This is a genomic window from Flavobacterium sp. DW-iso2 (assembly GCF_058725285.1).
In genome coordinates this window covers 13,711-32,097 of the sequence record NZ_JBZXDY010000030.1, presented here as the reverse complement: position 1 = coordinate 32,097, position 18,387 = coordinate 13,711, and the positions used below count along the sequence as shown (strand labels likewise).

General features: G+C 37.6%; 1 protein-coding gene. It reads right to left on the bottom strand.

The genetic code is table 11. The features are described from left to right. Positions 1-28: 28 nt before the first annotated feature. Positions 29-18,256 carry a T9SS type B sorting domain-containing protein gene (locus AC4PRO_RS16070; protein ID WP_492118098.1) on the bottom strand — a complete coding sequence of 6,076 codons (18,228 nt, stop codon included), beginning with the start codon at positions 18,254-18,256 and terminating at the stop codon, positions 29-31. Positions 18,257-18,387: the final 131 nt, after the last annotated feature.

The following is an 18,387-nucleotide window of genomic DNA, read 5'->3' as shown; positions in this document are numbered from 1 at the left end:
TTTTATATCGTGAGAATAGGTTCTTTACTTATCTGTAAAGCGTAAAGTGACCTACAAATTCGCGTGCATCCTTCTCATTTTTAAGTTTTAAAACATACCAATAATCTCCCGAAGGTAGTTCGTTTCCGTTGTATTTACCATCCCAAGACTGTCCTTGTCTGAAAGTACCCAGTTTACGACCGTAACGATCATAAACATAGAAGGACAAGTCCTTGTAATTTTCGGTATTAGTAGGAGTCCATGTTTCATTAGAACCATCCCCGTTAGGCGTAAACACATTCGGGATCTTGATATCAATAAATTCAAACGGTCTCGTTGCCGAAGCCACACAACCATACACATCCGTTACCGTGACCGTATAATCACCAGAACGATAGTAAATATACTTGTTGTCACTTCCAGTAGATTCACCGTTAAAAGTATATTGATATCCTCCAGAACCTCCAGTAGCAGTAGCCACAATCTCATTCAATCCACCATCAGCAATCGAAAGTGCTAAAGGCTGAACAATATCAATCGTGAAATCGTTAGAATCTTTTTCACAACCATTACTATGTCTCGCTCTAATAAAGTGATTTCCTGGTGGTACATCAGAAAATACCGGACTCATTTTATAAACTAAAGGACTCGATACGATTCCGTCTAAAACTAATGCGTAATCAACATCCGCAGGATCGGTAATACTTGCATCGACAGTCACCGTTACCGTATTACTAGGTGCGTTATTAAAGCAACCATACTCTACTGTCGCAATTGGTGCTAGTTTCACCGATGGAGCCATTGTTACAAGCCATTCTGCATTACAACCATTGGCATCAACCACATAAACGGTATGATCGCCACCAGTTAATTGATCAACGGTATAAGGCATGTCAGCAACAGTGAGCGTTACATAGTTTGGATTAACCAAATCAACCGTTTTATCAATACTCACTTTATACGGAGCTGTTCCTCCAGTAATATCGATATCAAAAGAACCATCCTTATCTCCAAAACACAACTCTTCGATTATAGAACCAGGTACTGTCACAATATTTATTGAGCTTGGCTGTTTTACTTCAAATTGTGGAAGCGGAAATGTACAACCTTTCTCGTCTTGCATAATGATATCGTAGAAACCAGGCTTAAGATTATTAAATGTACCGTCGTTAAAAAACTGGTTAAATATAGGAGAAATAGCATATTGTATTGTTCCAGTTCCACCAGAACCCGTTATAACAATTTTACCATTATTTAATCCTTCACAACTTACATCTGTTACCGCATAAGTTGCACTAATTCCCGTCGTAGGTTCAGTTATCGTTACAGGACCTTCTATTTTATCGCAATCATCGCTTACCACTTTAACATAGTAAGTCCCTATCGGAAGAAAGGTAAAGTTACCCGGTGTCGACTGTGTTGGTGTTGGAATAATAGCAACTCCTGCCGCGTCGACTAAGGAGTAAACATAATTGCCTAAGCCACCCTGAGCATTGGCTACTATGACACCTGAACTGTCTCCTTTACAATTGACCACTGCATTTGTTACATCTAGGTTAATTACCAATGTAGGCACTGGATCAATTTTAATATCATTAGAAACATAGCTTACACAATCATTAGCATCTTTTACATAGTAACGATACGTTCCCACAGGTACCGAAATTAGTACTGATGGATTAAATGGTGTCGAAGGACTAGTAAATGCGGCATCTACACTGTATGTATAGGGCGCTGTTCCTCCAGTTGCCGTTAAGGTTAGTGTGGATTGAGTTAATAAACACGTTTGGGTAGTTGCAACTACTAAACTCGCTTTAACGACAGTTGGCTCATCAATTTTAATAGGAGCCGATAGTGTAGAACAAGTCCAAGAATCAGATACTTTCACTTGATAACTTCCAACACCCAAATTAGGAAATGTATTGGCTGCCTGTGGTCCGTTACTCGTTACGGTGCCATCAGCCAAAGTAGTGATCAAAGTATATAAATAATCACCTGAACCACCCGTTGGTGTACCAACTGTAATTATTTCGCTAGTATCTCCGTAGCAACTTACAAGCAGTGGACCCGTTGTTGTCGTAAACGTAATTGGCGTAGGTACTACTAAAGGTACAGTAGCTGTATCTACACAACCTTTGCTGTCTTTTACATTTATCGTGTACACACCAGCCGTTAAGCCTGTATACTCAGTTACATCAGAATAAGGACCTACTGGTGTACCATCTTTAATTAATTGGTATTCATAACCTCCTGGCCATCCACCGGTAGCCGTCACTGAAATCGAACCATCGTTGTTACCTGAGATACAAGTAATTTGAGTATGCGTTTCGGTAATATCTAAAACTTCCGTTGGCCCATTAATGGTAAAACTAGTAGACACTGTACAATAAGGAGAACCAACCAATGTAGCATCAACTGTATACACACCAGATTTTAAGCCTGTAATATTTGCTGTTACTCCTGTTGATCTTGTCATAGAAATCACGACAGCTCCACTAGCGTCTTTAACCGTATAATCAAATATTCCTGCTTGATCTAGATCTGTAGCAGTAATTACTCTGTCAGTGAAAGTGATTGTTGCGCTTCCGTCAGTATCTGCAAAACACTTGAGATCTACAACATTAGAAGCTTTAAGTTCAAAAGTATTTGGGTTGTTTACATAATGAACCCCTTGGATTTCACAATTGGTATCTAGATTTTTAACAGTAATTAAATAATTCCCTACTCCTAATCCAGTGAATACGTTGGTATTGCTTGGACCTGAAGAATAAACACTTCCTTTATTTTCCGTTGGAGGTGTGGTCGTAGAATCATAAATCACATCTTGAACACTATATTCTAAATTCGTTGCTGTTCCAACAACTGTAGTAGCGGTAACGGTGATAACTTCAAGATTCGAACAAGTTATAGGAGTATCTATATTCACACTTAGTTTGTCCAAAGCGACGTATGGTGCAATAGTAATTGTATTCGTTGTAGTACCAATACAGCCTTTACTGTCATACACATTCACGATATAAGAACCTCCTAAAAGATTCGCTTCGGTGTAGACATTGCTGGCTCCAAATTGAACCTGCGTATTTGTCGTTCCTATTTTGATGAATTCATAATTCAAATACGGTGTTGTTCCGCCTCCAACTAATGTAGGATCAACTGTTATAGTAGCAAGGTTGCCCGTATTTCCTGTTGTACAACCAAATTGTACAACATCTGGATCTGGAACCGTAATTAATGCTGGTTCTATTACATCTATAATTAACGATACCACACAACCTCTACCTGATGTTACCGTTACGGTGTAGCCATTAATGTCTGAAGCCTCTAATCCAGTAAACAATGGCGAGTCTTGAGCTGGAATGGTCACTGCTACACCACCTACAGTTTTTCCTGTTAAGGCAAAAGTATATTGCGGATTATTGTTTACTCCTGGAGCTGGTGTATCTAAAGTTGCGGTAATTGTTCCATCATTTCCTCCCTTACAACTAACATCTGTTTTGTTTAAAGCAAAATCAATCACCGTATTTGGAGCATCTATAATAACCGTAACTGATTTCGTACATAAATCTACAGTGCCGGTATCTCTTACATAGAAAGTGTACGTATTAGGTGCTAAATTAGAGAATACATTCGACGGAACATAAGTTATTCCATCTGTGCTGTACTCATAGTTCGTTCCTATACCTGTTCCACCCAAAGCGGTTAGGGTAACTACACCATCTGCATTAGTACAGGTTGGAGTTGTAAAGGGCGCTTTTAATTGTAATGGTTCTAGTATTGTAACTGGAATTGCAGCACTTACAGTACATTGATTTGCATCACGCACCCTAACGTAATAATCTCCAGGTGAACTCACTGTAAAGACATTATTATTAAGTTGGAAACTATTTCCATCTAAACTGTATTCTATATCACCGTTAAAAGACGTTGCGGTAACTGTAATATTGTATGTTCCAGTAGCACTAGGACATTGATCAGCAACTACCGAAGTAATTGTTGGCAATGGATCAGTAGTTACTTGGATTGTTTGCCTACTTGTACAATCATTAGCGTCTTTTACCCAAACATCCCAAGCATCAGTAGCTGGACTTATTGCTGTTGTTGGTATCGTTGCTGTGTTTGAAGTAGTGAAAACAAGACTTGCAAATGGTGTTAAGTTAGGAGCAAATGCATAAGTATAGCCAAGTGTACCACCCGTTACAGATGTAATAGGCACGGTGGCTGTAGCATCATTAAAACAATTTTTATTCACTACAGTAATAACATTACTAAGGACTAAGACAACAGGTTCTGTTATTACAACGGGATCAGAAGTAAATGGACAAGACGGATAAGCCGTTTCGATCACTTTTACAGTATAATTCATTCCCGCCACTAATCCGTGAGGCAATACAAATGGATTTGTTGTCGTAGTTCCTGATCCAGAAAATGCTAAAGCAGCTCCATTGTAAATTTCATAAGTGTACGCTCCTGTATACCCCGTGATGTTAATTTCTATAGCACCATTGGCATCCGTATTACATTTTGCATTCGCACTAGTTGTAGCGATGACATTAATCGTATTGAATACTGGCACATCATAAATATCCGATTTTATACTACAACTGGTATTATTGTCGAAAATTTCAAATTCATAATAACTACCTGCCGTTGTAGCATTATAATTAAAGGTCGATCCAGTAACTGGGACTAACCCTGGAATTAATACGCCATCTTTATAGACTTGGTAGGTGAAAGCACTTGGAGTATTTGTACCACCATTTATAGTTACAAAAATATCTTCTGCACCATTCGAACAATCAATTGCTGTTACTTGAGTTGCGACTGCCGAAACCAATTTAGGGAAAGCAGCAATAATAATTGCATCATCATCTATACAACCGTTTGCATCTTTAACATAATAAGTTAAACTTTGAGCTCCTCCATTATCAATAACATTGAAAGTATTTGTTGTTTTCCAATCTGTTCCGTTTTTACTATACTTATAATCAGTAACTAAACCTGTACCTGCTCCTCCTGAACCTGTAACTGTAACAACAGTTTCGTTGAAAGTATTTGCAGTCGAACAGCTAAATGCAGAAGCACTCGCTGCAGCTACAACTGTAATTGGAGCCATAATCTCAACTGGTTTTGTAAGCGCGCAATCTCTGGCGGAAGTAACCGTAACATCATACATACCGACAGACAAACCGGTAAATAAACCATTGTTGGTTTGTGTTTTAACACTACCCGCTGGCGCAGTTGGCGTTAGCGTGTAAGTATAATCCGGATTGTCGTTAGTTGCAGCTAATGTTACCAAAATACTACCATTGTCAATAGTACCTTGTGTTGCTGTACAACTTGGTGATGTAGGAACTGCGGTAAAAGTAACTGGAGTAGGATCTACCATCACTACTGCATTTACAATCGTATACGAACATCCTTTAGCATCATAAACTACAAATTCATAACTTCCTGGAGCTGTTACTGTAAAATCAGTAAAAGTAGCAGTAGGAGTAGCAAAAAGAATTGGTGCACTAGCTCCCGCTCCATCCTTATTAACAGTATAACTGTAACCTAAGTAACCACCTACAGCAGAAATTGTAATGATACCATCTTCATTTCCAACGGTACAATAAATCTCTTTAGTCATTACTGCACTAGCAAAAAGCTGCGCGTTAATAGTAATCACTTCGGGTGTTGCATCGATACAACCAAATTTATCTCTAACGGTCACAGTGTAATCCCCAGGACTTAAATTAGAGAATGTATTGGTGGTTTGCCATGTTTGACCATTGTCAATACTATACTCATAAAGATCAGTTATAGTGATAAATGGAGATGCAGATGTAGCGTTAACCACTATCGTTGCAAAATTCGTCCCATCGTAACAGATGTCTGAAGTAACATCAACACTTGCTACAGGGGAAACTGGAGTAAATAATTCAAATGATGTAGTTATTTGACAACCATTAGCATCAGTTACCAGAATAGTATAGACTCCTACCTTAGTCAAACCATCAAAAATTCCTGAAGCGTTCGTTGGCAATACAGTAGCACCTGGTTCTGTTACCTGATACAAATAATCACCCCAGCCGCCTTGAGCAGTTATTGTTACTGCTCCAGTAGTCGTACAACCTAAAGGTGTAACAACTAATGGATCAAGCGTTAAAGCTGTTGCTGGCCCAGCTATGGCAAAGTTGATCAGTTTAGCACAGTCTGTAGCACTATCGAAAACTTCAACGGTATGCGGTCCTGCAGCTAAATTAACCAAATCAATAGTTGGCGTTGAAAAAGTACCTGCAACTGCAGTTCCATCCACTTCATAACGATAAGTTCCTACTCCTGTACCAAAACCAGATACTAAGAAACTTGCTTTACCATCTGTTGCTGTCAAACATGTAATTCCAGTTGTTGATTGTTCAACAATATCAATTGTAACAACATCTATAATTTCATATTGTAGTTGTTTGACACAACCATTTGCATCTGTTACTTGGAATACATAGTTTCCAGGTGTTAAATTAGAAAATGTTGCAATAGTACCCATATCAATTGCTGCTGAAATAGGAGAAATAATTTGATAGGTCGATGTACCTACACCGTCTATTACATTTGAAATAGTAACATCCGTATTTAAATCAGTACAAGTAATTGGTCTGGCTTGATTAATATCAAAATTAGATGGCGGATTCAATTTGAAGATATCCACTGTACCACCAATTTCGCAACCATTCTCATCTTGAATAGCAAACGGAATATTAAGTTGATCTGCATTGTTATTATCTACAGTATACGATGTTACTTTACTGAATGCACTTCCATCAAAACTATATAAATATGATCCTGAACCTCCTGCACCTACAGAAGATAAATCTACCGTCGCGGATTGAGCTGCATTACCAGCACCACAGCTTAGACCTGTAATTACTGGTAGAGTTCCAATTGTAACCGCTGCAGGTTCTGTTAGATTTACCGTACCATTAACTTCGCAACCCAACTCATCAGTTATAGCATAATAATAGTCTCCTGCAACTAGTCCTGTAAAATCAGGAGTACCTTGTGATGGTAATACAACTACAGGTAAGGGCGATGTACGTTGTAATGTATAAGTATAATTACCTTTTCCTCCTGCAGCCGTAAGTGTTATTACACCATTAGCGTCGCCATTACACAATGGTTCTTTAAATGTAGGATTTGGAACAATAGGAACAATAGCATCAATACTAACAATACTTGTTTGAACACTACAACCATTAGCATCTGTAATTTCAAAAATATAGGTATCTGCATCTGCTGCAGCTACTGTATATGTAAATGTTGTAAGACCAGCTCCAACTGGATTAGGGGCTGTAAATGCGGCAGCTCCTTTTTTAACGGCATAGCTAAAATCACCAGTGCCATTCGTAATATCAATGGTAATGGTAGCATCTACAACAGCTGTGGAAGTAACAGAACAATCTAAAACTTGAGATACATAGGCGATAGCACTAGGTGTCGCTGTTATATTAATTGTTTGTGTTACTGGACAACCATTTTTATTTTTAACTATAATTGTTTGTCCTCCAGAATTCAATCCTGAAGCGGTATAGCTTAGACCTGTAAACGCAACAAAATCATCTCCATTGACACTCACTGAATAAGAAGCCATAGATGGTGAAGCGTCAGTAACTGTAACTACTACTTCATAATTTCCTTCGCCAGCACAAGGATCAGTCACTGCTAATGCAAAAACTGGTTCTGGATCTAATATCACCGCGACATTCGTTTGTTTAATACATCCGTTAGTATCTTTGGTATATACGTAATAAGTAGTTCCAGTTCCTAATGAACCTGATCTATTGAATGTATTTCCTGACACCCAGTTGGTATCTGAAGATAGTGGAGCAGTGACCGAAGTTGTTACTTGATACGTGTAAGGAGCAGTTCCATCTTTGGCTTGAGCCGTAATTACACCCTGATCAATACAATTAGCATTTTTAATTGAAGACGCAGTTATTGATAAATCAAAAGCAGATTCTGTAATTGTAAAAGTCGTTGAAGCATTGGTACAACCATTATTTGAACCAGCGCTAGATTCTTTGAATAATATATAATAAGTACCTGGCTGTAATGGGCCAAAACCAGTTATTGGAGTTGTTACAGTTCCTGTTAAACCCGTTGTAGTACCTATAATAGTTGTAGGAGTTGCTCCTCCCGTCATTGCAGGTAAGTTAGTTTGTGAATTAAACACTTGGTAGGTAACATCCGTTATTACCGGGTAAGTATTAGTAAAACTAAAATCTACCAAACCATCATTACCTCCTTTACAAATTACATTTTTTGGCACTGGTATAGTACTTGTTAAAGTAGAACTCGTTAGTGTTGGTGAAGTTGCTTGTTTAAAGTAATAACATTGAGTAGCTCCATCATGAACAATAAATGAATAGATTACACCGGGGTTTAAACCTGTAAAAGTAGCTTGTAAAGGGAAACCTGCATCAGCATTTTGATAAGATGCCATATTTGTTGCATAATCATAAGGAGGTGCTGATCCCGAAATTATGGGAAACAATGCAAAATGGTAAGGTCCTCCAACAACCAATGGATTAACCGTTACTACAATTGTCGCAGAGCTACAAGATGCAGGGCCTGTGTTCACATCGATGGTTAAATCTGTTGGTGGGGATGCCATCGTAATTATTTCTTTATGACTACAACCATTTGCATCAGCAAAAGTTAATTCATAGATACCAAAATTAACAATATCAAAAGAGTAGACACCTCCAACAATCGTTGGGGAATTTACAGTTGCTCCTACATTATTTGTCAAAACATAGTTATAGGCACCTGAACCTCCGGTGGGTGTGGCTACAATAGATCCTAGTGTTGTACCGCTCCCGCTACATATAATTTCATTTTTACTATAAGTGAAAAACACTTTCGTTGGCTCAGTAATAGAAAGGTTTTTAGTATCTGTGCACCCTTTTGCATCTGTAACTGTTACGGTATAATACCCTGCAGCTAAACTTGAAGTTTGTGTACCATAATTTTTAACTGGTAATGAATAAGCAGCATCTGAATATTGCTGAACATTAAATACAAATGCAGGAACTCCTTTTGAATTATCGATATCAATGTTGATAGCGGCAGTTTCATCTCCATGACATTTTATAAATTGTGTTTGCGTGACACTATTTATTACAGGCAATACTGGTATGGTAACTTTTACCGGTACCGTAGTTTCTAAACTACAACCTCCAGAAGTTACTTTAAAATAATAATCACCAGCAATAGATGGAGAATAAACAGTACCACCTACAGGGAAATAGGTTCCTGCAGTACCTACTTTATAGTCATAAGTGTACGTACTGTTACCCCCAGCGGCTGACAACGTTATTTGCGCATCATTTGAAGTAAATGGTGCTACAAAACTACAAGTAAGATTTTTATCTAAAACTGCTTTGATAGTCAATTGATTGTTAACCAATACTGTTGTTTTCGCTTCACAACCATTATCATCTTTAACTCCTAGATAATAGGTTCCTGGCCCTGAAATAGTCTTGGTTGCAGTAGTATTGTAAACGATGTTTGTTGCAGTAGTACCAATTCCATATTGAGCTGTACCACTATAAACAGTTCCTGAAACAGTAACTGTAAAAGGACTTCCTGCATAACAAGCTACAGTAACTGGAACTATAGTAGGAGCAGTATCACTTACTACTGATACTGGAATAGTCTGCGGGCAATTACCATTTTTATCAACTACATAAGCCGTATAAAGTAAACCATCAACACTAGTGTCTTTTGTAAAAATACCTGTGGTATTATAATCGGTAGGGAAAACAGCTGCTGGATCTCCTTGTTTTATAAGTGCAAAATACAATGGAGAAATTCCTCCAGTTGCTGTAAGCTTTATAGTTGAGATTACTTTTGAACAAAACACCTTAGAAGCATCAGCAGCAAAAGCTGAAATGGCTGTAGGTTCTGCAAGAGTAACAAAAGCAGTACTAGTACAAGTTGTTGTTGGGTTCGTAACGGTAATGGTATAAGTAGTTCCTCCTGGTAAATTAGTAAAGTTTACTACATTCCCTACTTGTACGCCACCTGTAATAACAGCATTAGCTGTATTTCTGAGTTCATACGTATATGCTGTTGCGTTTCCTCCAATGGTGAATTTAATTTTACCGTCGGCAACAGCATTACAAGTTACTGCTGCTACTAAAGCGCCACCTACTGTAATAGGCACTACTGCGTCGATTTTATATTGTCCTGTAATAGTACACTTATTAGCATCAGTAACTTTAAAGAAATAATTTCCTGGATATAAATTGCTAAAAGTATGGTCTTGGGTTGCAATACCAGTTGCAACCATTGTTGCTGGTGCTGGTGCCGGTACTGCATCGGTACTGGTAATTTCAAATTTAAAGGGTGCTACTCCATCAGTAACTGTTACTTTTAAATCCGTAACTAATTTAGCAGGGTCACAAGTAATCAGATTAGCTTGATTATACGCTAATGTCGTAGGTGGATTTAATGCAATAACATTGGCAGTGGTTGTTACTGAACAACCATTTGCGTCTTTTACAGTAATATTTACAATACCCGCTGTATTTGTTGAATAGGTATTTGAATCTACAAAACCATTACCGTCGCCGTAATCGTAGCGGTACTGTTTGAGTCCTGAAAATGGAGTTCCATCAGCGGCCGTGACTGTAATTACTGCTGCTTGCGAAACGTTACCAGCACCACAACTTAAGGTAGTAGTAACAATAGCAGAAGCTGTTAATGGATCCGGTTCTATAATTGTAACAAATTTTGGATCAGATAGACATTGTTTAGCATCTTGAACAACAACCTTATAAGTTCCCGCCAATAAATTACTAAACATACTTGTCGTTTGGGTTACTGGAATAGCTGGCAATGGAGCTTGCGGTGTTAGAATATATGTATAGGTTCCTGTTGCAGGAATTCCTGATACTGTAATTGTTCCTGTAGCAGCACCGGTACATTTTACATTAACCTGAGTAGTTGAGAAATCAGGTTTTACTAGTGCATTGATTGTTCTACTTACTACAGTAGTACAGCCTTTAGCATCTGTGATTTCAAAATAATAGGTTCCCGCTGTTGCTGCAGGAGATGTAAATGTTGAAATACCGACTCCTAGTGTAGTATAGCCTCCTGAAAAGGGAGTTCCTACATTATTAACTCTGTATTTATAATCAGGATAACCATTAGCGATATTCACTTGGATAGATGCATCTGGTGATGCGGGTGCTACCTCACAATCTAAATCAGCTAATAAATCAGTACTTGCTGTTAATGGCAGTGCAATTGTTACCACAGGCAAAACAAGCTTACATCCTGTAACGATGTCAGTTACGGTTACAGTGTAATTATCAGGGATTAATCCTGAGAAGGTTCCGTCGGCTTTTGGTGTACTTCCATTAATACTGTACACATAATTGGTTTGCATATTAGGATCTACCACTATTGTTGCCCCTGTTGTAGGGTTATAACAAAAATCTGAAGCAATAAGATCTATACTTGCTACTACAGCTACTACAGGATCTATTGTAAAAGTATCCGAAATTACACAGCCATTTAAATCCGTTACTGTAAATATATAATCGCCAGCAACTAAATCGATAAATTTATTACTTGGAATACTTGGTGCAATAGGCGCTCCTGCTAGTGTCACGGCATAAGTATAACTACCCCAACCGTCTTTAGCCTTAATTTCTGCGGTACCATTGGCCTTACAAGTAACATGAGTAATTTTTATAAAATCTAAATCCAAAAAAGCAGCTGGTGCAGCAATAGTAACTGTTTGTGTTGCAGAACATGTAGTAGTAGTATTCGTAACTACAATCGTGTGTAAAGCTGCACTTAAACTTGTCACAGTAATATCAAATGAAGTTCCTGTTGCAGGTGAAGCTCCTGTTGTTGCAGGTGTACCACCATCAATGGTGTAAGAATATGCTGTGTTATTACCCAAGCCAGAAACAGTAAAAATCGCGCTTCCATTAGATTCACTTAGACATTTTACATCATTTTTAGATTTTACTGCTACTGCAATAGTTGGTAATGCATTAATAGTAACTGGTTTTGAATAGGTACAGTTATTTGCGTCTTTTACTTCAAAAGTATAGGTAAGGCCGGCAGGCAAATCAGTAAAAATTCCAGTATTAGCACCTGTAATATTAATAGTGGCCGCAGCTGGCGCAGTTATTTTATAAGATAAAGTTCCTGTGCCGCCTATTACATTGGTGATTGTTATAGTAGCTGTATTATCAGGACAAGTCACCGCTGAAGGGGTAAGCGTCATTGCTGTAGGCGGGTTTAATGCCAAAATTGTACCCGCTGGCTCTGTTACAGAACATAGTTTGCTATCAGTAAATGTAACAGTATAGCTTCCTGCAACAGATAAATTATTAAAAATCCCTGTAGTATTGCTTGCAACTAATGTAGTGCCTCTGTACAAATCAAATTTAAAGCCTCCGTTTCCACCAGAAGTTACAGTAGCAGTTATGGTTGCTGGACTAGTACAGGTGTACGCTGTTGTGATACTGGCACCGGCTACAATAGCATCTGGTTGTTTTACCGTAAAAGAACCGTTAAAAGTACAGCCTTTTTTATCTGTTACGGTATAAGTATAGTTACTCCCTGCTACTGAACCGGCTAAATCAGAGTAAGTCGCAGTTGTATTAGTGGACGAAGCGGGAGTAGCTGTACCCGAAGTAATTTGAAAAGTATATGGTGCAACACCAGTTAAAGCTTCAAGAATTACACTTCCATTTCCATCTTCATAACAAGTAACATCAGTTACTGTCGATTTTGCAGTAACCGCCACTAATGCATTTATAGTAGCCGAAGTCGTTGTTGTACAACCTATAGCGTCCGTAATTTCAAAAGTATAAGCACCAGAGACCGCTGTAGTATAAGTAAAAGTAGCTCCGCTTATTACAGGAGTACTTGTCCCAGGTCCAACTGTTTTAACAACAGTAAAAGGCCCTGTCCCACCAGAAATAGTTCCTTTGATTACGGCTTCATTATCAGGTGCTACATCACAATCAAGATCAGTAGTTACATTTGCATTTGCTGTTAATTTATCATTAATAACTTGGCTAACTGTACTAAAACAGCCATTGGTATCTGTCACTTTAAAGGTATAAGTACCCGTTACAGTTGCATTATAAGTAAAAGTTAGTCCTGTAAAACTAGCACTAGAACCACTGTATGAAGTACCTCCATTCGTGCTGGTTTGATAACTGAACGGTCCTACTCCACCTGAAATATCTACCGTAATATTGGCACCTGTTATTGGGTCAAAACACCTATTTGTTCCTGGAACAATAGCAGCTATTGGTGCAGTTGGAGCGTCTACGGTGATAGCGTTGTCGGTATTATCAGTACAACCATTCGCATCGTATCCACGAACAGAATAACTGCCAGGAGCTGTTACATTAGTAAAAACACCTGTGCTTTGTAATGGTTTAATAATTGTTGTATTAGTACTATTCCATAATTCATAAGTATATGCTGTTGTCCCTCCAGTAGAGCTAGCTGTAATGGTTGCCCCTGTTATACAAGTTGCTGGTTTGGTTACAAGTGCTTCAGTTTTTAACACTACCGGTGCAGTAATTAGTTGTTTAACATCAAAATAACAATTGGTCGTGTTTGCTTTATCATAACTTATTTTGATAGAATACGTATTTGCAGGCAATGCTGATATCGTTATCGGAGATGTTTTAGAATTTATCCAATTTACTCCGTTATCTATTGAATAATCAAATCCTTTTACCACATCAAAATTTTGAGCTGCAATTGTGATTGTACCGTCATCAGACCCCGAACATTTTAGATTTGAAAAGCCCGTAATTGCAGCCGTAAAAGCTTTTCCTGAATCAATTGTAATAGGGAAATCTTTTTTGGTAATGCAAGCTTTTGGTAATTGGTATACTCTAATATCATCTATGGCAACATCATTACCATTAGTATCGCTTTTAATCGAACGAACAATAAATCTTAAAGTGGTATTTGCTCCTGGGTTAAGAGTTATCGGAGTTTTAGGGTATTTTTCCCATAATTGTGTTTTCGGAATATCACCTGTTGAAAATGAAGAAATTTCGGTTCCCGAAGCATCTACAAGTGCTACTAATAAATCTGCATTTATTTGTGTATTACCTGTTTTAAGTAGATTCTTAGCATACAACTCAAAATTAATGGGCTGGTTAGGAATAATATCACTAATTACTTTTTGATATATGATATCAGTCTTCGCAATTTTATCTCCTAAGTTAATAACTAAGCATCGTCCTTTTGGAGTTGCAGGAACCGTTGGAGGAGTATGATCTCCAGGCTGAATCCATGGACCATAAGGACTAACAATTTTTGCTGTAACAGAATAATCTCCATCTTGGATTACAATACTATTTTGACATTGTGTTGCTGCAACTTGTCTTTCAAAGCAATAAAAAGTGGTGTTAATTCCAGGTGAAGTAGTATCATCTCCATATCCAAAGCTTTCAAACAATAAATTACTATAGGTAGTAACGCTCTGCAATTTATAATTTACGGTTATGGTGTGAGGTCCTGAAGGCACATTATTAAACACGTTATTAGTGGCTGGCGTATTAGGAACTCCATCTATTAAGTACTCATAACTATAATTTACTCCTCCGGGATTAGTTACCTTAACAGTACTTGTTGCTGAACCGTTACAATTAAATACCGGGCTGTCTACGCTTATCGTTGGCGCAACTGGTTCTGGATCAATTGTGATGTTAGGCATGGCATAAATACAACCGTTTGCATCTTTGATGTACACTGTATAAGTTCCCGGAGCTTTGAATGCATCATTAACCGTAGACCAATCGGACGGATTTGATGGATTATTAAAATTATATTCGTAAGGCGCGACACCCCCCTGTGGGTTGGTAATTCTTATTTTTCCTTCACCTGCCGGTCCGCAACCTGCCAGTTCAGAAACTCCCGCAGAAGCGGTTAAGGCTGCAAAGGGCTGTGTAAGGGTTATATTTGGTTTAGTATCGAAACAGTCTACCCCATTCAAAGAATATTTAATTTTTGGAGAATAGGTCGTCCCTGCGATAAGGTTAGAAAAGGTATTGCTTGATACATAAGGCGTCAAACCACCATCAATACTATAGGTTACTGTATAGCCATTGGTATTGGTCACATTAAAGACGATTTGCCCTGAATTATCTCCATAGCATTTTATATCTGTCCCTTTAACTTCCCAAACTGGTTTAGGAATTTGGGCCACTGTTATCGAAGCATTAGCAACACAGTTATTATAATCTACCACTTTTACATTATAGACTCCACCAGGAGGTAACGGTAAAGTAACTGGAATTTCTAGATTGCTTTGAAAAACGGTAGTGCTATTTACATAAAATGAATATGGAGCGGTTCCTCCTAATGGAGAAATAGTAATCTCGCCATCCGAACAAGTTAATGGAGTTGTTAATGTCAACTTAGCAGTTAATAATTCTGGTTCTTTTAAATCAATATTACCTGTTAGCGAACAACCATCTTCGGTTGTCACTACCCATCTATAATTAATTGGGCTTACTTGTGTACCGGCATTTAGATTAGAGAATGTATAATCTGATGCTAGTATTGGACCAACTTGATCTACTAGAGTAGCGCCTTGATAAATCTTATAATAATATTGTTCACGAACATCATTGGCAGCTAATTTTATAGCTCCTTTATCTCCATTACAAGAAGGTTGAGAAACAAAAGTAGAAACTGTAAAATTTCTTTCTCTAATACTAATTCCAGGAACCGAAAAAACACAAGGAAAAGAAGTAACACCGGTTTGTTTAATATACACCGTATAAGTTCCAGCAGACAAATTAGAAAACACTTTTTGCTCAGCAACAAAAGGACCTGTTTCATTAAGACTATACTCGTAACCTGACGGCACACCCCCAACAGTTATTTCTCCTTTTGTATTACAAATAACATCAGTAGATTTAACGTTAGGATTCAATAAATTTTGAAACACATTAAAGTAATAACGACTAAAACATCCGCCACTATAATTAATTACAAGCCTAAATTGTCCTGAAGTATTTGCAGTATAATCTGGTCCTGTAGCGATCGGTAGCCAAGTACAAGCTACATTTTCATTCGCACAGTCCCCATTTGTAACAGCGGCACAACTGGCTTCATCTAGTTTCTCCCAAGAAATCGAAGTAGCATCTGTAATACCTGTTCTAATTAATCGAGTCGCATTAGCACCACATAAAAATATTTTAGGTAATTTTTTTCCATTATTGGGACAAGTAACTGTTTGATCTGCAAAAGGAATTACTGGATTTGTTGTTGTAGCTCCGAAAGGACTTACAGTAACCTCTTGATCAATAGACAGACAAGGTGCAATGGCTGTATTATGAACATAATAAGTACCAAGCGCAGAAACCGTAATAGATTGCGTAGTACCAATTACAGGTGAACCTGTCGAACTGGTCGACCATGAATATGTACTATACCCATTGGCTGCAGTTAAAACTACTGAAGCTCCACATAATTGATAACTTTTGGTAAACTTACAACCATCCACTCCAACTAAAAAATTAGTTGCTGAAGGGGTATTTGTCAAACACGCAGAAAAAGCGGATAAACTAGGATCCTCAGTAATTTGAGTGGTATTAATAACGCCTCGATAAGTTGAAAAAGCTTGATTTTGTATTTTATCAGAACAGGCATCACTTAAATCATTACAATTTGGAACTACTTGCACTTTAAAAGAAATCTCATAACGAGGGTCAGCAATTTCGACCAAAGTCTTAGGAATGGTAAAAATAATTGTACGGTTAGCAGCGGTATATACATACGTTATTCCTGAACCATTAGGGACAACGATATTCGCAGGATCAAATAAAATGTTTATCGGTAAAACATCTTTAATTGTATAAACATCTGCCGCATCATTACCAATGTTTTGAAAACCAATTTTATAAAACAAGAAATCACCTAAACCAACATTACCATTACCAATGTCATTTTTAAATGCTGGATCACTAAAAACCTGTTTGGTAAGTACAATTTTAGGTTCTATAATCTCTAACGAAATAGCATTAAAATAGTAAAAATAAGTATCTTGGGTGGTCCCTAAACGAATAGTAGCTGATGTAGCTCCATTTGCGATTATTGCATTACCCGGATTATCTATATTCAATATTCCTGCATCATATCCCAAAGTATTAGCACTAGCGGGGGTTCTATTAAAAAAATCCTCCGTTTTTCCAGTTACGGGATCAATATAAGTCACACTACTATTGAAAAAATTATTGCTGGGTCTAATAACTTTATTTGCAGCATTCGTAGCACTAATTGCATTCCCATTAATATTTAAATAATCCCCCTTAATAGGATTATCTCCTTCTAAAGCCGAAAAAGCGAATTTAGCCCTTACAGGACCAGTAGGAATCGTTCTAAATCCTGAAACAGGAATATCTAATGTTCCAGTAGCTGCTGTAATACCACTAAAACCATCAAAAGAAGTGATCGCTTTAGCAGGTAAAGTAGGATCTTCATAAACAATATATAATGACCAACCTGCCGTAAGTCCTGTACCTCCATTAGATCCAGTACTAGTAACGACATTGGCCAAGGTATAAGTACCCTGAGGATTTGGATTAGTTGCTCCCGTCACTAATGCGGTTACATCTGCATAACAAGCGTAAGGCTTGTTGCCTCCTATTGGAGTTGTATCGGCATCATATAAAATCTGACCTGTAATATCATTATATCCACCAGATGGTAATTTTAGTCTTACTTTATTTATTTCTGTTCTAACACCTGATTGCAAGATCGCACCCCAATACAAACCTGCATAAACTATTTTGAAACATGGCGGGTTTGGAGCTGAAGAATTTGGCACCGTCAAAGTAGCACTACTAGAATTAAAAGTAGTTGCATCACTGTCAATGTCAATATATTTCATATCGACATTAGAATTGTATACTGCTTTATCATTAAAATCAGAATTATTCTTGCCAAGAATATTGTTCCCAATTAAAAGCATGTCCCCTTTTAAATCTTTATTGAACCTAGGAGCAAAGGCTTTAAGGTTCTGACCATAGGACACTGAATTCAGCAAGAATACTACGAAGAATAAAGCTGTTTTAAAAAAAATAGTTTTATTTCTGAAATGCGAAACTACATTCTCTTTCACATTAATGACCCCAACTGCAACCATTTGTATAAAAGTATTTGCGGGCTGGGTACAAAGTCCAGTAATATTCAACACCTCTTTTATAAAGTGTGATAGGTAGTTTTTTGCTTTCATAAATGTGGTATTTTAATCAAACCTTACGGCTTTAAAATTATATATATTGCGCTAACCCAACAGGGTTGTACTTTAAACTTGTTTGGGAAATCTAATTTCCTGTTTGCCTGTGGGCTGTAATTTCCTTTCCA

What these genes read in the sequence shown, in the direction of transcription:
- AC4PRO_RS16070 (WP_492118098.1), bottom strand. Translation starts at nt 18,256, where the DNA reads ATGAAAGCAAAAAACTACCTATCACACTTTATAAAAGAGGTGTTGAAT.